Source organism: Fibrobacter sp. UWB5, from assembly GCF_002210295.1.
Lineage (GTDB): Bacteria > Fibrobacterota > Fibrobacteria > Fibrobacterales > Fibrobacteraceae > Fibrobacter.
Genome location: NZ_MWQH01000004.1, coordinates 212,946 through 228,623 on the forward strand (window position 1 = coordinate 212,946; position 15,678 = coordinate 228,623).

The window sequence follows — 15,678 nt, forward strand, 5'->3', positions numbered from 1 at the left end:
TTACTCCAGTTTTTCCACCGCATCAACAAGCATCGCCTCCACTTCGGCGACGCGTTCAAGCTTAAGGTTACAGGGGCGGTCGACTTCGCAACGGGCCGTCGCAACCGCAGTCGCCTTGATAAGGCACTGTTCAAAATCCATGCCCATGCCATCGGCATAAAGCCAGCCGGCAAAGAAGGAATCCCCCGCTCCGATACGGTTGTTCACCTGAATCTGGGGCGGCTGAATCTGCACGCCCTGGAATTTCTTTTCGACAAGGCGGAAAGCGCGAACCGGAGCGTCTTCGTCGGTTACCACAAGCGCCTTGATCGGCAAGCGTTCAAGGACCGCCGTGGCAGTCATTTTCCAGAACTGCGGGCTCGACAGGACAATGGGAAGGCCAAGACGCGTGAGCAGCTTGCAGTATTCCTGCATGTTGATCTTCAAGAGTTCAACACCCTTTTCGAGCCAAGTATCGATACCTTCGATGGCATCGACAAAAATCTTTTTACCCGTAAAGTCGAGGGCGTTCAACTGGTCTATGTTAAAGCCCTGCGGGAATGTACCGCAAAGAGCCACACACTGGGTCGAACTCCAGTAGTCATTCAGGGTCTGGATAAAATCTTCGTTCTCGTATTCCGTGAGGTCCGGCGAGGGTTCGATGAGTTCCGTAGAATCGCCGCCAGAAACAATCGTCGTGCAAATGCGCGTCGGTTCCTTGATCCAGACAGGAGCCTGCTGAATACCGTAAGCGGAGATTTCATCAAAGATGCGGGAGCCGTGTTCAGAGCCCAAGAAATGCATCATCAGAGGGGATCCGCCCAAAAGGCGGAGCACGAGGGCGCAGTTGATTCCCTTGCCGGAACCATACTCTTCGACGCGCTCGATGCGATGAACCTCGCCGGGCGTGAACTTGTCCAGATAGAACAAGCGCTGCCACGCGGGATTCAAACCTAATATGAGGACTTCCTGGGACATGGCTTTCCTAGAAATTCACCTTGAAGAACTTGCGCTTGCCCACCTTCACAACAAGTTGAGATCCTTTTTCAACAACCAATTGAGCCTGCAAGTCATCAACTTTCCATTCAATTCCATTATTAACAACTTTCATATTTCGATAAGGATCAATATTTCCAAAAGAATCTATCGGTACCACTTCAGTATTTACGACAGCTCCATCTCCCAAGAGAATTAAGACTTCGCCCATAGAGGTAACACCTCCATTCTGGACCATACGACGAGCTTCGCCCTTGGATGCAAAAGCCTTAATCTTTACCAGCAGGTCTAGTACGCCATATTTCCCCGGTTCAAGATTACACTCGGCAGCATCGCTCGGGATAGCGTTACCGCTGTGGATTTCGCGTTCCTTGGCAGCGGCGGCCTCGGCGGCTTCTGCGCCGTAGTACTGCGTCACGATGTCAATAGCGAGGCGGTGCTTGGCATCGTTGGGGTTCATCTTGCCTGCGGCAATGTCGGCCATCATCTGCTTGATTTCTGCAAGCGGGATGTTGGTGAGGAGTTCAAACCAGTTTTCGACGATGCTGTCGGCGAGGCTGTAAATCTTGTGGTACATCACGTCGGCCGGTTCGTTGAGGCCCACGTAGTTACCGATGGACTTGGACATCTTGACCTTGCCGTCGGTACCGAGGAGGATGGGCATGAAGAGACCGATCTGCGGTTCCATGCCTTCGAAAAGCTGCAAGTCGCGACCGCGAAGCACGTTGAACTTCTGGTCGGTACCGCCGAGTTCCACGTCGCTGTTGATGGCGACGGAATCGTAACCCTGCATCATGGGGTACATGAATTCGTGTAGGCTGATCGGCGTATTGGCGGCATAGCGGTTGTGGAAGTCTTCGCGTTCAAGCATCTGAGCCACGGTAAACTGGCCCATGAGTTCGGTCACCTTGCTGAACGGGAGCTTGGAGAACCATTCGCCATTGTAGTGGATTTCCACCTGGTCGCGGCGGACCACCTTGAAGAACTGTTCCTGGTATTCCTTGGCGTTTTCGAGAACCTGTTCATGGCTGAGACGCGGACGGGCCTTGTTGCGGCCGCTCGGGTCACCAATCTGAGCCGTGTAGTCACCCACGATGAGGACGACGGTATGACCGAGGTCCTGGAACTGACGGAGCTTGCGCATCACGACCGTATGACCAAAATGCACATCCGGGGCGGTCGGGTCCACACCCATCTTGACACGGAGAGGAACACCGGTATCATAAGACTTCTGAAGTTTCTTTTCAAGTTCATCTTGCGGCACAACGTCAATAACACCGCGCATCAAAATATCAAGCTGTTCTTTTACAGGACGGAATTGCATTTTATTTCCTTTTGTTTTACAAAAATCAAATATAGAAAAACATATTTCTATCTTTTTTGCCGTTTAAAGGAGAACTCTATGAAAAAGCTATTTGCGCTAATCGCCTTTGCGGCCTCCCTCTCTTTTGCCGTATCGGCTCCTTTCACCCATGACGGATTCTTTTTCAGCGTCACTTCCGGACTAGGTTACGGAACATTCAATGACGACATTGATGATGGTTTTGCCCAAATTGAATCCAACGGTTTTCAAGCAGAAGCTTCTATCAAAATCGGCGGAGCCATTGTTAATGGGCTTATCATTCATGCAACATTCGCCATGAACCAGCTCTATCCTGATTTGGAAGCCACCAGCAAGACCGGCAGAGACGACCGCTTGTCGCACGATGGTTTCGACATTCTTTTTATGGGCGGCGGCGCAACCTTCTATATTCCTGGCGGAAGCAACGTATTCCTCGGCGCATCGGCCGGTGTCACCACTTACAGCGTAACCTTCGGAAACCAATCCGCCGATTTTCTGAATCTTGATTCCGGTTTTGGAATCATCGCAACAATCGGTAAGGAATGGTGGATTCACGAAGAACTTGGCCTCGGCATCGCATTCTCGTACACCTACACCTCGGCTGAAGGCGAATACGATAACGAAAAGAACGAAGCGACCACCAACATGTTCTCGCTTAGCGCCACGTTCACATTCAACTAATTACACATAAGCCTTTCAAGGAGAACGAAATGAAAAAGCTCTTCATGTTGACAGCCCTTGCGGCATCACTTTCTTTCGCTACATCGGAACCGCATGTCCACGACGGGTTCTTTTTGAACTTCGCCATGGGCATGGGCTACCAGTCTATGGACTACACTACATACAATTATGACGAAGACACTTACGGTCATTCCGGTCTTGCTACCGATATTGATGTAAAGCTCGGCTGTAGCGTAACAGACATGGTTGCCGTACACATCACCTTAACCGGAGACACCCCCACAGAAAGCGTTGGAGAAGGACGCGATGACAACGAAGTCAAAGCGAACCTGTCGCTGCTGGGCATCGGCACCACCCTCTATTTCCCGGGAAACTATCTTGCTTCTGCATCCCTTGGCATTGGACAATTCCGCGTCTATGACGACATTTCTACCTTCCATGCCCGTGTAGTCACTAACCCAGACAAATATTCCCGCAGCGGATTTGCATTCCAGATTGCAGCCGGTAAGGAATGGTGGGTCAGCGACAACTGGGGCATCGGTGCGACAGCAGCACTTTTGTACGGCTTTGAAACAAATCTCGCCGACGCTAGAGAATCTTCGCTTTCCATCAGTCTAAGGTTTTCCGCGACATACAACTAAAAAACGGGGCTGTAGCCCCGCAAAACTATTTGCCGAAACCAGCGAGGTCTATGCCAAGCTGGTTTATTTTATATGTAAGAATGCGCGGAGTCGTGGAAAGGCTGCGGGCGGCGGCAGCAATCTTTCCCTTGCTGCTCTTGAGGGCATCGCAGATGATGTCTTTCTCGTAGGCCTCCACCATGAGTTTCAGGTTGCCGTTCACAGGAGTGCCGCTGGTTTCGGCGGTCTGGAGCGTGGTCGGGAAATGGTGCGGGTAAATGACGTCTTCGTCAGCCACAAGGATAGCGCGCTCGATTCCGTTTTCGAGTTCACGCACATTTCCGGGCCACGGGTAGCTCATGAGCATGTTGATGGTCGTACGAGCGAGACGGCGCACGTTCTTGCCCACAATGCGGCAGTAATGTTCGACGAAGTGGTCCGCCAGGAGCACGATGTCGGTTTTGCGGTTGCGAAGCGGCGGCACGTAAATCGGGAAGATATGCAGCTGGTAATATAGGTCTTCGCGGAAGGTTCCTTCTTCGACCATCTGCTGCAGGTTCTTGGTGGTGGCCGCAATCACGCGCACGTTCACCTTCTTTGAAATGCGGGCGCCAATACGCTCGACTTCGCCATGCTGAAGCAAGCGCAAAAGTTTCACCTGAAGGTTCGGCGAAAGTTCGCCCACTTCGTCGAGGAAGAGCGTGCCGCCTTCGGCCTGTTCTACGCGGCCGGGCGTCTCGGAAATGACACCCACCAAGGCGCCACGTTCGCTACCGAAGAGCTCGCGGTCCAAAACGGATTCCGGCATCGAGGCGCAATGGACGCGGACGAACGGGCCCATGTTGCGGTCGGAACGGTAATGGATAGCTTCGGCCACGAGCCCCTTGCCCGTACCGACCTCGCCCACGATAAGCGCAGGCAGGGGGCTGCGGGACACCTGGTCAATCTGCGCATACACGCGCTGCATTTCGCTAGAGCGACCGATGATATTATCCGGATGAAAACGGTCCTTGAGCTCCAAGGTCAAGCGTTCGTTTTCGGCCTTCAAGAGTTCATTTTCTTCGCGGGCTTCGCGACGGAGCTTCACTGCCGCCGCAAGCATCTGTGCGATAATTTCAAGCAGGCGGAGCTTTTCAGGGAGTTCTTCTTCGACCGGATTCTGGACGTCGGCACTGAAGGCGCCAATCACCTGGTGTTCCATAATCACGGGCACGCAAAGGAAGGCCTTGTCTTCGGTCTTACCGCGCCCTGTACGATCCAAGAAGTCCGGGTCTTTTGCCACCGAGGGAATGATAATCGGCTTACCGGTTTCCACGACGCGGCCGGTAATACCTTCACCCACCTTGTAGCGGCCCTTGCGCGCCTGACGGCTCGAAAGGCCTTCTGCAATTTCAATGGAGATTTCACCGGTATGGCGGTTGTACAGCGTGAGGGTCGCGTGTTCCACGCCCATCGTAGATTCCACCACCTCCAAAATCGGATGCGCGACGCTTTCGAAATCAAGCGTCTGGTTCAGAATGGAACTGATCTTGTAGAGCAGTTCCAGTTCCTGGATTTTGGATTGCGAGGTAGGCAAGATTATCTCCTAAAAAATCCGGAAAACCGCATTCAACGCAAAAGCCAAACAGGCATCATATTCTGTTATGGCATAGTTTACCGGGTAAAATTCCAATCCGAAAACATTCTTCTTGGTACGCCAGGCAAAGCCCAAACTCGAGCGGAACATAAAGGATTCGCGGTAATAATCCCCTTCGTCATACTCATATTGGTATGCCTCGAAACGATTTCCTTCTTCATCAAAGGCTTCGGTCCTAACGGTACCATCTATACCGGCATAAGTTCCGTCCTGAAAATCAACCAGGAACATAAAGTTCGTGACAATGGTGAAGCCTCCCCAGATGGGGTAATTAAAGTTGACAAGAACCCCTTCGGAAAGTTCTTTGAACTCATATTCCATGCAATCTTCGCATTCCGAAGCCGATGTTCCAAATTCGGCCACAACACCAACACCGATGAAAGACGTTACCGGTTTCACCACCGAAAGCGACAAGCCTGTCATCGTTGTCGAGACATCGTTCCAGCCCCCAATGAAGGGCCCGACTTTGACGTCAACCGTTTTCCAGGAAATGCCGGACGCCGAAGCATACGACATAAAGACGAACATGAAAAGAAGTCCTAACCTTTTTAGCATATTACCAATATAACATTTTGTTTGATATAAAAAAGGAGTCCCCCGACCAAGTCGGGGAAGACTCCTTAATCACAAGGTTGCGGCTTCTTACTTCAGCGCTTCCTGCACGAGAGCGGAGGCGCGCTTGGCGTCGAAACGGCCCTTGACCTTCGGGGAAAGTTCCTTCATGATCTTACCCATGTCCTTGGGGCTAGAAGCACCCGTCGCGGCCTTGATTTCTGCAATGAGGGCCTTGACTTCGTCTTCGGTCATTTCGGCGGGCATGTACTTGCGGTACAGTGCAATGATTGCTTCTTCGGCCGGAATCTTATCCATGAAGCCACCCTTCGTGAGGATGTCGATGGCTTCCTGCTTCTGCTTGACACTACGGGCAAGAACGTCGACGCACATTTCGTCGGTGATCGTTTCTTCGATCTGGGCCGGAGTGGCACCGTTCTTCATGGCTTCGTTCTTGATGTCGGAATGGAGGGTACGGAGCGTTCCGAGAGTTTCGGAATCGTGCGCCTTCATGGCGGCCTTGATATCATCCTTAATCTTAGTCAGCAATGCACTGCTCATGGTTTTACCCTTTGCGGACATATCCGCGGTTGGAATTCTCTAGAAACACGCAACGAGCCACCGGTCATAGACCGACGACTCATTACAAAAATCGATGCCTTGATGGCGACTGCCAATTTGACCCGGAAACCGGGAGCAAATTAGTAGAGGCGCTTACGGTTCTGGTCAGCGATTTCCTTCAAGCGCTTGCGACGAGCAGCAGTTTCGATGCGCTTCTTTTCTTCAGAAGGCTTTTCGAAGCGCTGACGCTTCTTGACATCGGAAATGATGCCATTCTTTTCGCAGGACTTGGTGAAACGCTTGAGAGCGCGTTCAAAAGGTTCGTTGGACTTAACAATTACGCCGATCACGATTATCCTTTGGTTAAATTAGAAATTCGTTTTTGGATAGCCAAATATATTTAATTGACGGAAATTCGTCAAGGGTATAATAAAAAGCCCGTTTTCCCGCCTTTTTTGAATAAATTTTACAATTTAACTTGCGGTTTATCAAAGACTTATGTATATTTTTGTTATAAAAGACCGCTTTTGTTGTCTTATTTTCTAAAAAATTGGAGAATTGGATGAAAAAATCAATCTTGTCTCTGAGCGCCATTGCCCTCGCAAGCTCCCTGCTTGTCGCCTGCAATGAAGATGAAGAAATGGTTCCGAAGATGGAACAGCCTAAGCCCACCGCCCAGGCTCCTGCCGAACAACCCGCAGAACAGCCCGCCGAACAGGCCAAGGCCGACGAACCGGAACTCGTTCCGATCCAGTCCCTTTCCGGAAACGCCGACTCCAAGGACGCCGCGGTCGAAGAACCTGCAAAGAACGCCGCGCCGGCACTCGCTGGCGGTATCCAGCCGCTTTCCAAGGGCGAATACGTCGTCCAGGTGAGCATCCAGTCCTCCAAGAGGGCAGCCGACGGCATCGTGAAGAAACTCGCCGAAAATAACGTGAAGGCATACATTGCCGAAGTGGAAAACCCGGGCGAACTCGAAGGTACCTACTACCGCATTCGCGTGGGCTATTTCGAATCTAGCGCAAACGCCCAGGAATACGGCAAGCAAGTCCTTACCCCGCTCAACTTCGCTTGGTGGGTAGACAAGAGCAAGAACGACGACGTGGGTAACCCCGGCGGCGACGAATACTATTCGAACAATTCTTACTCTAATTCCAATACTTATAATGAACCGGCCCAGGCACCCGAGCCCGAACCCGCTCCGGCACCGGCCCCCGCACCTGAACCGGAACCGGCTCCTGCACCTGAGCCTGCTCCTGCCCCGGCACCCGAACCGGCTCCCGCTCCTGCACCTGAGCCTGCTCCTGCCCCGGCACCCGAACCGGCTCCTGCTCCGGCACCTGAACCCGCCCCGGCACCGGCTCCCGCCCCTGCAGCTCCGGCCGCAGACAACTTCGACGACTGGGAATAAGTCTCGAGAATATGGATATCAAAAAAACTCCGCTTTGGCGGAGTTTTTTTTCGTTTAGCTCAGGATGACGCGGAGCCAGCCCTGAGCTTGTCGAATGGGCATCACTTCTGCAAGTTCAGGCTTGCGTTGGCAGCGCCATACAGGCTGATGCTGTAATCCTTGATCACGTACACCGGAATCTTGTTCAGGAGCGGACGGATGTTCGGATTGTAGTTCTTTTCGAAATACTTCATGAACAGGTTGTCGCGTTCGAGCCAGCGAAGGTCCTTCTGCACGGTACCGCCGGCCAGGTAGAAACCACCGAGCGGCAAGAACAGCGTTGCGGCGTCGCTTGCAAAGCGGGCAAGCATCTTCACGAACAGGCGCATCATTTCGGCAGCGACCGGATCGGTATCGCTGGCGCGGCTGATGTACTTCGGGCGGTCATTCGGTTCAGTTTCTTCGATCTTCTTGAAGGCTTCGTTATCGGGAACGCCGCGAGTTTCCTTCCACCATTCGTACATGTTGCGAAGGCCCATGCCAGAAACGAGCGGTTCAACGCCGGGCACGGTACCAATCTTCTTTTCCATGTAGTCGTGGAATTCCTGGGAATCCTTGTCAAACGGAGCAAACGTGGAGTGGCCACCTTCGGAGCATGCCGGAATGTACTTCTGACCGTCGAAAGCGAGGAAACCGACACCCATGCCGGTACCCGGGCCAATCACGGCCTTGGTGGTCTTCTGCGGAGCAGGCGTGCTACCGTCGGTATGCACGAGTTTGTGAATCTGGGCCGGATCGTCGACATCGAGAGTCGGAATGCCGTAGCTGATGGCCATGAAGTCGTTAATGACGAGCGTCGGGATTCCAGTAGCAGAAGTCAAGGCATCGCCATCGACACTCCACGGGAGGTTCGTCATGACGCACTTGTTGTTTGCCACGGGACCTGCGGCACTAATGCAAATGTGGGAGGGCTTCAAGTCGGCGCGATTTTCGACTGCGATTTTGAGCGTTTCGCGAATCGGGGCATCCAGGCCATCAATATCCTTGGACGGGCAATCGGTTTCAAGAATCAGCGTGAACTTACCGTCTTTGTAACCCACCAGGCCAAGGTTCGTGTTGGTACCACCAATATCGCCCGCCAGAACGAGGCGGTCAAATTTTGCATCGGGATTAAGCCATTTGATTTGCATAAAAAACTCCAGTTTTATTCGTACCGGTAAATAATAACTAATTACTCTCCGAGATATTCAACCGCAAAGATCAGAGTTGAACCGCCAGGGATAGGTCCTGCACCGCGAGCACCGTAACCGAGTCCGGGCGGGACCACCAGAATTCTCTTTTCGCCGGGGAGCATGCCCTGCACGCCGAGTTCCCAGCCGCGAATCACGCGACCCGCACCCAGCGTAAAGCCAAAGACCTGGCCGCGGTCACGGGAGCTGTCGAACTTGTAGCCGTTGGTGAGCCAGCCGGTGTAATGCACCTTGGCCACGTTACCCTTTTGGGCGGGTTCGCCTTCGCCCTGCTTGATGATTGCATAGCGGAGACCTTCGGGGCCGTTTTCAAACGTAAGCGTTGCGGTATCGGGGAAGAAATCCATGTTGGCGATAACGGAGTCGTCTACTTCGGAAGAGACGAGTTCCACGCGGAAGACCAATGTCGAATTCGAAGGAATCATGGAGTAGGCCGTTGCGCCGTAACCCATGGCCGGAGACACGCGGAACCAGCGCACGCCGCCTTCGCGCATGCCTTCGAGACCGACTTCCCAGCCCTTGATCATTTTGCCGGCGCCCATCACGACCGAGAGCGGCTTACCCATATCTTTAGAGGAACCGAACTTGCGGCCCGAAAGGAGCCAGCCCGTGTAATGCGTCTTGAGCACGGAGCCCACCATGGCGGGTTTGCCGGTGCCGACCTTTTCGTCGTAGACCTTGAGGCCCTTGGCCGCTTCGCGCCACTTGAGACCTTCCACATTCTTGGGGAATACATCCGGTTCCATCGGCTTGTCGGCGCTGACGAGTTCTACGATAAAGAATAAGTCGGAATATTCAGGAACGCCTTCGAGAGAATTTTCGCCGTAGCCCATCTGATAGGGCACGTAGAGTTTGCGGATTTCGCCCGGCTTCATGCCGACAAGACCCTTTTCCCAGCCTGCAATGACAAGGCCCATGCCAAGCGTGAATTCAAGCGGTTCGCCGCCGGAATAGGATTCCGAGAACATCCTGAATCGATTGTCGAACGGGAGCGGAGAAATTGAATCGACGAAGGTCGCAAGCGCTACCGGTTCTGCGACAGGGGCTGCGGCCACTGTATCGACTGCGGCTTTGGATTCCTTTTTGTCCTTGGACTTTTTCTTCTTGTTTTTGGCAGACTTGTCCAGGAGTGCAGTCGTGTCAACTTTCGTCACGCCGGCAACCTGGTCGGAATTGTAGTCGTTAGCAAGTCTCAAAGAATCTGCGATGCGGAGCGAATCGGCCAGGCGTGCCTTTTCGGCCAAGATTCTAGCGCTGTCCAAATACACATAGCTCTTGTAATGCACCCTGATGAGCTGACCCGCCTTAATGGGGTCTCCAGAGCCTTCCTTCACCGTTTCCACCTTGAAGGGGATGGCAAAACAGGCACTACACATCAGCAATACAAGAAAAATCTTCAATTTTAACATAAAATCTCCTGTCCCACAATTTAGAAAATGCTAGTTTTTGAGAGTAACGAATAATTCCAAATGGAATAAAATATGCTATCAGTCATTATTGTCATAGCGATAATTGTGTTGTCCGTGATACTCGCCGCCATCGGCGCGTACGTGATTATTCACAGTTCCGACGAAAAGGACGAGCCCAAGCGCGTAATCGACGTTTCGGGCCAGTACGCCGTAGTAGTCCGCCCCGCACGCGAATCTCTCAACGCCGTAAAGCCTTCCGAAGCCTCCCTTAGGTCCTGGCTCGACACTCAAGACCTGACCGCCGAAAAGAAGGAAGAACTGATCGCCCGGTGGAACGCCACCATGGAAGAAACGATCCGCACCATTGACGAAGGCGACAAGAACGGCACCGCCACCTACCGAATCGAGCTCGGCCCCAAGGGCAAGCAATACGTGAAGTTCGTGAGCGACGAAAATTTTATTACCCGCGAGCAGATCCGCAATCACGCGGAAATTCTCCCGCCCTATTGTTTAGGCTGCGATTGCAAGCTGTTGCCCAAGCAACCCTGGGAAAACCCCAGCAAGTCCGGTTGGAAGGCAGTTGTGCCCTCGCACGGTAGCCACTACGACGTCCCCGATTGGAGGCAACTTGCGTAAATCTCTACTTACAGCTCTCGTTTTTGCGCCCGCATTGTCTTTTGCGGCTGGCTCTGCCATTATCACGCTCGAAATGCCCGTTGGCGCCCGCCAGCTGGGTATGGGCGAAGCCGGTGCCGCCCTCGCCGACGACCCGACTGCCATGTACTACAACCCGGCAGGTCTCGCCTTTGGCCCCCTGGCTGACGAATGGCGCATGAGCTTCCCCGCCGATTCCAAGAACGCCCCCTACTTCACGAGCATGGCTTCGCGTTCCAAGGACGGCTTCTTTAGCAAGAGCGAACTTTGGGCAGGTACCGCCAACGGCATCCAGAAATTCGACGGCGAACAGTGGGTCGACTACCACTCCATTACGCTGCAGGGTAATGCCAAGGTCCGCGATGCCGTCAAGGTTTACGTAGGCACCGAACATGGCCTCGACGAATACGTCCGCCAGGTGAAGAAATTCAACGACATCAAGAACGCCGACGACGAAAAGCACGTGGTCGAAGTCAAGATGCCCTGGAACTTGATCGTGAAGGATACCATTACGGCAGTCCTTTACGAAAGCCGCACCGAAAAGCTCTGGGTGGGTACTCCCAAGTCGCTGTACCGTTTTGACGGCAAGGCCTGGAAGAACTACGACCAGGAACTCGGCAACCACCGCATTACCGCCCTCGAAAGCCAGGGCGCCTCGATCTGGATCGGTACCGAAGATGGCTTGTTCGTTTACCGCAACGGTCAATTCGAACAGAAAGGTAAAGTGCTCCCGAGCCAGAAGGTCCGCGCACTTGTGTGGTCCGAAAACCGCAAGGAACTTTATGTGGCGGTCGAAGGCGCAGGCATTGCAAGACTTATCCCGAAAAAGAGCGTGAATGACAAGGACCGTTGGAGCCTGTTCAACCAGGAAGACGGCATTATGGACTTGAACCCGACCGCACTCGCCGTCGACAGTTCGGGCCATGTATGGGCCGCCCACAACGGAGGCCTTTCGCACTTTACGCTGCGCAAGTGGGAACAGGTGCAGTTCGCCGACAACAAGGTGAACGACATTTCTGTGGACCAGCGTGGCGGCATCTGGATTGCAACCGACAAGGGCGTATGGCGCCACCTGCCGGACTACGCCACCGCAAGCGGCCGCAAGGCAGAACTTGAACGTACCGCCGCCGAAGAAGAAGGTTCCACCAAGAGCGAAGACGAATGGGTGCATTACCACAGCGGTAACGGCCTCAGCACCAACAAGGTTTGGGCCGTACTCCCGCAAGGAAACGACGTCTGGTTCAGCACCGCGAACGGCATGGAGCAGTTCAAGGATGCCGACTACCAGATTACCGCCTTCTACGAAAAGCTCTTGCCGATTCTGAACATTCCGGACCTGTACCACCTTTTTGCAGGCATGACGGTTCCGCTGAATGACTGGGGAACGCTGGGATTCTTCGTGAACTTCGTGAGCTTCGGTTCGACCGTCGCCTCGGGCGATGTGGACGCCGACGATTTGGTTGCCTATAACAGTTCTGAAATCGTGGGCGGCTTCAGCTACGGCACCCGCTTCCCGAACGACTGGGGCCTGGGCCTCTCGATCAAGTTCTTTTATTCTGACCTGAGTTCCGGCGCGGCCGCAGGCGAAGAAGAAGCAACTACCTTCGGTTACGCTTTCGATATCGGCGTGCTCAAGAAGAACTTGTTTATAGACAAATTAAATTTCGCCTTGGTTCTCACCAACATCGGTCCGAGCGTCTACTACGTGGACAAGACGATCGAAGACCCGATTCCGCTGACATGGCGCTTGGGACTTTCTTATGAAATTTTGAGCCTCGCTGATTACAAGTGGACCGTAGTTGCCGACTACAACCGCGAAGTGGTTTATGATGACGAAAAGGGTAATCCGGAACCGTTCTACATTGCAAGCTGGAAGTCCTTGATCCACCCCGAAAGAGACGGCAACAAGGTCAAGGAATCCATTATGCAGGGCGTGTTCAACCTGGGTACTGAATTCGTATACGCCAATACGATTGCACTGCGCGCCGGTTACCTTTACGACCAGACCGGTAAGCGTAACGAAGTCGATCTCGGCTTTGGCTTTATGCTCTCTGACGTGTTGCAGTTTGACTTTGCCACCATCAAGGACGTAGGCGACAACGACGGCGTTCGCGACGGCCAGATGCGCTTTGGCATGCTGTTCAAGTTCTAGGAGAGGTTCGCACACAAGGCGTGAAAACGCAATCCGACAAATATTAAAGTCAGGCGAAAAAGCCTGACTTTTTTCTTTTGCATTTTTGTAAAAAACTACTCTACGCGTTCGAGGATAATCAGGGCACGTTCTTGCGTGCTGTTCGGGATCGTGTAGAAATGCTTGCCCACGAACTTGTAGCCGAAATCTTCGGGATGGAAAGTCTTGAGTTCGTCGGCAACGGCGGGGCCTTTCATGAAAAACACGCGGCCGCCCACCTTCAGCGAATTGGCGATGCGCGGGAGCGTCTTTTCCATCAGTTCAAAGGCGCGGCTGATGACGCCGTCAACCGGAATGGTCATGCTGCGACTAGTGACCTTGTGGCCGAACACATCGATACCCTTGAGGCCCATTTTTTCGATGACCATATTCAAGAAGTTGATTCGGTTGGGGCGCGGTTCGCACAGCGTGAGTCGAATGGAAGGGTTCACGATTTTGAGCGGGAGTCCGGGGAAACCGGCGCCGCTACCGACATCGATCATGCGAGCGGGCCACTTGGGCACGTACGCATTGATGAGCGTGCAGTCGGCATAATGGCGTTCTACCATCGTTTCAAACGCATTGAGGCGCGTCAGATCCTGGTCGTCGTTATTGGCGCGCAACAGCTGGTGGAATTCCCAAATCTGCTTGAGGGTTTCGGGCTGGAGTTCTACGCCGTAGTAATGCAGCAACTTGTCGAGGCCCGCGAGCGATGGCGTGACACGCTTGCCGTTAAAGAGCGGGAAGTCGGTACGGGGAGCCTTGAGGTGCGGCACGAAGTCGCGGCCGGCAGCGGACGCATTGCGGGAAGGAGCCTTCGAGAAGGGCTTTTTAGACCAGTTGTTTGCCATAAAAACAAAAATAGAATTTTTTAGGGGCAATTTTTCACAGTTTCGGCGAATCTGGCGTATAGATATAGAGGACCCCAAAAAAATGAGAATTCTATACCGCCCATACCAAACGGTTTTCTTAATCCTGTTCGCCTTAAATTTGACGCCCGCCTATGCGGGCTCTGCGCATGGACTTACCGAGGCGCAAGTTTTTGAATGGTGGGACGACGGGATCATTGACGGCGACGAAGCCCGCGAAATCTTGGACCTGCTTGAAGAAGGCAACGAGCAAGAAGCCTGCATGCTCGCCGAGGTGTATGCGCTTGAAAGTTGCGCGAGCGAAGAAGTTCCCAAGCCGAAGAAAGCGAAGCGCAAGGAAGCGAAATCACGACAGAAAAAAACGAAAAAGGAATCGCGGCCGAGCCTTGTTCCGCATGGGTATATTGAATGGCGAGGCCGCGCCGATTCGCTTGGGCGCTTGGAAAGCGGGCGTACGGAATTGCGCTTGAATTTTTACCGCTATTCTTTACGGCTTGGGACGCAGTCGCTCTTGACTTACCGGAATGAAGGCAGCGAAGCGCACTTCGGCCAGATTTCGACCAAGGAATTGCATAGCGTGATTCCGCTTGACACCTTGTGGGGTACCGCCTTATTCTATCCACTTTACAGCCCGATAGGAATCTTCCGATTTGGAGGACTCCTGGATACCGCGAAAACGATCCGCCCGAGTTTCGCCTTCACGCCTTTCCGCGGACCAAAAAAAGAAAAAGACTTTGAAATGGAACTTGCCTACTGGAATCACAGGCACCCGGCCGACAGCGTGGAGAGGCATTCTGTTTCGGCGCAGGCCAAAGGCAGTTGGGGAAATTTTGCGGTTTGGTGGATCCCGGAAAATGCAGGCGATTTGCCCTTGATGAAATTGCAATTGCAGCACCGCGAAAAGATGGAGTATGCGACAATTGCATGGAAGACGGACGCTTACGTACATGGGGATTCGTTGCCGGAGGAATCGCGCTTGAGTGCGACGATTGCAAAGAGTAAACTTTGGGGAAGCCAGACCGTTGGCGTTACGGCGCACGATGCGTGGAAAAGCAAATGGACGCTCAATGCGCGGACGATGATTCCGCTTGAAGGCGATACAAGTAAGACTCGGCTCAAGGCGAGCGCAGAATCGGGCCCAGGCGTTTTAAGGACAGCCACAAGCGTCACTTGCCTTTCGGCAGAAGAGCATTGCAGGCAAAATGACTTGGCGCTAAAAATCAGGTCTTCGTGGAATGTCGACCGCGAGCAGCTGGTATTTTCGGGAAAGGTTCGCGCAAGGCACACGCGAGACGAAGGATTTGGCACGCCCCTTTACGAAGCCGGAATCGCTTACGCACAGGATGCTGCCAACAGCGCAGGCATTGCTGTCACGATTCCAAAGGGGGCGCCTAAACGTGAAATCCAATTACGCAGCAGCGCCGAAGTCGGGAATGACTTTTTGCAGTTATCGTTGGCGGTTACATTCAGGCGAACCGCTGATGAGGAGTTGCACCCGCTGCATGCGGCGATGAGAGCGAAGGTTATGTTTTAGAGGAAAATACATAACAATGTGTAATGTGAAATGAC

15 protein-coding genes are annotated in these 15,678 nt (G+C 53.2%); 6 read left to right on the plus strand and 9 right to left on the minus strand.

The window, feature by feature from the left end:
* Nucleotides 1-957 carry a 1-phosphofructokinase family hexose kinase gene (locus B7989_RS08100; RefSeq protein WP_088628019.1) on the minus strand — a complete coding sequence of 319 codons (957 nt, stop codon included), beginning with the start codon at nt 955-957 and terminating at the stop codon, nt 1-3.
* Nucleotides 958-964: 7 nt separating this feature from the next.
* Nucleotides 965-2,299, minus strand: a complete 1,335-nt coding sequence (tyrS, locus tag B7989_RS08105) for a tyrosine--tRNA ligase (protein WP_233144319.1) — start codon at nt 2,297-2,299, stop codon at nt 965-967.
* Nucleotides 2,300-2,377: 78 nt separating this feature from the next.
* Here tyrS and B7989_RS08110 point away from each other — a divergent pair, with 78 nt between their 5' ends.
* Nucleotides 2,378-2,998 (plus strand): hypothetical protein, encoded by a 621-nt coding sequence (locus B7989_RS08110; RefSeq protein ID WP_088628020.1) that lies wholly within the window; start codon nt 2,378-2,380, stop codon nt 2,996-2,998.
* Nucleotides 2,999-3,027: 29 nt separating this feature from the next.
* Complete coding sequence (locus tag B7989_RS08115) at nt 3,028-3,639, plus strand: outer membrane beta-barrel protein (RefSeq protein ID WP_088628021.1); 612 nt, start codon at nt 3,028-3,030, stop codon at nt 3,637-3,639.
* Between the two features lie 25 nt (nt 3,640-3,664).
* Here B7989_RS08115 and B7989_RS08120 read toward each other — a convergent pair whose 3' ends face one another.
* The 4 genes from B7989_RS08120 to rpsU form a co-directional block, all read right to left on the minus strand.
* Nucleotides 3,665-5,194 carry a sigma-54-dependent Fis family transcriptional regulator gene (locus B7989_RS08120; RefSeq protein ID WP_088628022.1) on the minus strand — a complete coding sequence of 510 codons (1,530 nt, stop codon included), beginning with the start codon at nt 5,192-5,194 and terminating at the stop codon, nt 3,665-3,667.
* A gap of 9 nt (nt 5,195-5,203) precedes the next feature.
* Nucleotides 5,204-5,809, minus strand: a complete 606-nt coding sequence (locus tag B7989_RS08125; RefSeq protein WP_144264996.1) for a hypothetical protein — start codon at nt 5,807-5,809, stop codon at nt 5,204-5,206.
* Nucleotides 5,810-5,896: 87 nt separating this feature from the next.
* Complete coding sequence (locus B7989_RS08130; RefSeq protein ID WP_088628069.1) at nt 5,897-6,367, minus strand: GatB/YqeY domain-containing protein; 471 nt, start codon at nt 6,365-6,367, stop codon at nt 5,897-5,899.
* 140 nt (nt 6,368-6,507) lie between these two features.
* Nucleotides 6,508-6,717 carry a 30S ribosomal protein S21 gene (gene rpsU, locus B7989_RS08135; RefSeq protein WP_014546541.1) on the minus strand — a complete coding sequence of 70 codons (210 nt, stop codon included), beginning with the start codon at nt 6,715-6,717 and terminating at the stop codon, nt 6,508-6,510.
* A 212-nt stretch (nt 6,718-6,929) separates the two neighbouring features.
* On the opposite strand from rpsU, the gene B7989_RS08145 reads away from it, so the two are divergent.
* Nucleotides 6,930-7,778, plus strand: coding sequence for an SPOR domain-containing protein (locus B7989_RS08145; protein ID WP_088628025.1), 849 nt, complete (start codon nt 6,930-6,932; stop codon nt 7,776-7,778).
* 101 nt (nt 7,779-7,879) lie between these two features.
* Here B7989_RS08145 and B7989_RS08150 read toward each other — a convergent pair whose 3' ends face one another.
* A complete protein-coding gene (locus tag B7989_RS08150) occupies nt 7,880-8,947 on the minus strand; it encodes a glucokinase (RefSeq protein ID WP_088628026.1) in 1,068 nt (355 codons plus the stop codon).
* A gap of 41 nt (nt 8,948-8,988) precedes the next feature.
* On the minus strand, nt 8,989-10,416 hold the full coding sequence (locus tag B7989_RS08155) for an FKBP-type peptidyl-prolyl cis-trans isomerase (protein WP_233144320.1): 1,428 nt from the start codon (nt 10,414-10,416) through the stop codon (nt 8,989-8,991).
* Between the two features lie 72 nt (nt 10,417-10,488).
* Here B7989_RS08155 and B7989_RS08160 point away from each other — a divergent pair, with 72 nt between their 5' ends.
* Together B7989_RS08160 and B7989_RS08165 are read left to right on the plus strand one after the other, a co-directional pair.
* Nucleotides 10,489-11,052 (plus strand): hypothetical protein, encoded by a 564-nt coding sequence (locus B7989_RS08160; RefSeq protein ID WP_144264997.1) that lies wholly within the window; start codon nt 10,489-10,491, stop codon nt 11,050-11,052.
* Nucleotides 11,045-13,222: a PorV/PorQ family protein gene (locus B7989_RS08165; protein ID WP_088628028.1), complete on the plus strand. Its 2,178-nt coding sequence runs from the start codon at nt 11,045-11,047 to the stop codon at nt 13,220-13,222. Before B7989_RS08160 ends, B7989_RS08165 begins: the two co-directional genes overlap by 8 nt.
* Nucleotides 13,223-13,317: 95 nt before the next feature.
* Here B7989_RS08165 and rsmG read toward each other — a convergent pair whose 3' ends face one another.
* Complete coding sequence (gene rsmG, locus B7989_RS08170; protein ID WP_233144321.1) at nt 13,318-14,091, minus strand: 16S rRNA (guanine(527)-N(7))-methyltransferase RsmG; 774 nt, start codon at nt 14,089-14,091, stop codon at nt 13,318-13,320.
* Nucleotides 14,092-14,173: 82 nt separating this feature from the next.
* Here rsmG and B7989_RS08175 point away from each other — a divergent pair, with 82 nt between their 5' ends.
* Nucleotides 14,174-15,643 (plus strand): hypothetical protein, encoded by a 1,470-nt coding sequence (locus B7989_RS08175; protein WP_144264998.1) that lies wholly within the window; start codon nt 14,174-14,176, stop codon nt 15,641-15,643.
* Nucleotides 15,644-15,678: the final 35 nt, after the last annotated feature.

What these genes read in the sequence shown, in the direction of transcription:
- B7989_RS08100 (WP_088628019.1), bottom strand. Translation starts at nt 957, where the DNA reads ATGTCCCAGGAAGTCCTCATATTAGGTTTGAATCCCGCGTGGCAGCGC.
- tyrS (WP_233144319.1), bottom strand. Translation starts at nt 2,299, where the DNA reads ATGCAATTCCGTCCTGTAAAAGAACAGCTTGATATTTTGATGCGCGGT.
- B7989_RS08110 (WP_088628020.1), top strand. Translation starts at nt 2,378, where the DNA reads ATGAAAAAGCTATTTGCGCTAATCGCCTTTGCGGCCTCCCTCTCTTTT.
- B7989_RS08115 (WP_088628021.1), top strand. Translation starts at nt 3,028, where the DNA reads ATGAAAAAGCTCTTCATGTTGACAGCCCTTGCGGCATCACTTTCTTTC.
- B7989_RS08125 (WP_144264996.1), bottom strand. Translation starts at nt 5,809, where the DNA reads ATGCTAAAAAGGTTAGGACTTCTTTTCATGTTCGTCTTTATGTCGTAT.
- B7989_RS08130 (WP_088628069.1), bottom strand. Translation starts at nt 6,367, where the DNA reads ATGAGCAGTGCATTGCTGACTAAGATTAAGGATGATATCAAGGCCGCC.
- B7989_RS08145 (WP_088628025.1), top strand. Translation starts at nt 6,930, where the DNA reads ATGAAAAAATCAATCTTGTCTCTGAGCGCCATTGCCCTCGCAAGCTCC.
- B7989_RS08150 (WP_088628026.1), bottom strand. Translation starts at nt 8,947, where the DNA reads ATGCAAATCAAATGGCTTAATCCCGATGCAAAATTTGACCGCCTCGTT.
- B7989_RS08155 (WP_233144320.1), bottom strand. Translation starts at nt 10,416, where the DNA reads ATGTTAAAATTGAAGATTTTTCTTGTATTGCTGATGTGTAGTGCCTGT.
- B7989_RS08160 (WP_144264997.1), top strand. Translation starts at nt 10,489, where the DNA reads ATGCTATCAGTCATTATTGTCATAGCGATAATTGTGTTGTCCGTGATA.
- rsmG (WP_233144321.1), bottom strand. Translation starts at nt 14,091, where the DNA reads ATGGCAAACAACTGGTCTAAAAAGCCCTTCTCGAAGGCTCCTTCCCGC.
- B7989_RS08175 (WP_144264998.1), top strand. Translation starts at nt 14,174, where the DNA reads ATGAGAATTCTATACCGCCCATACCAAACGGTTTTCTTAATCCTGTTC.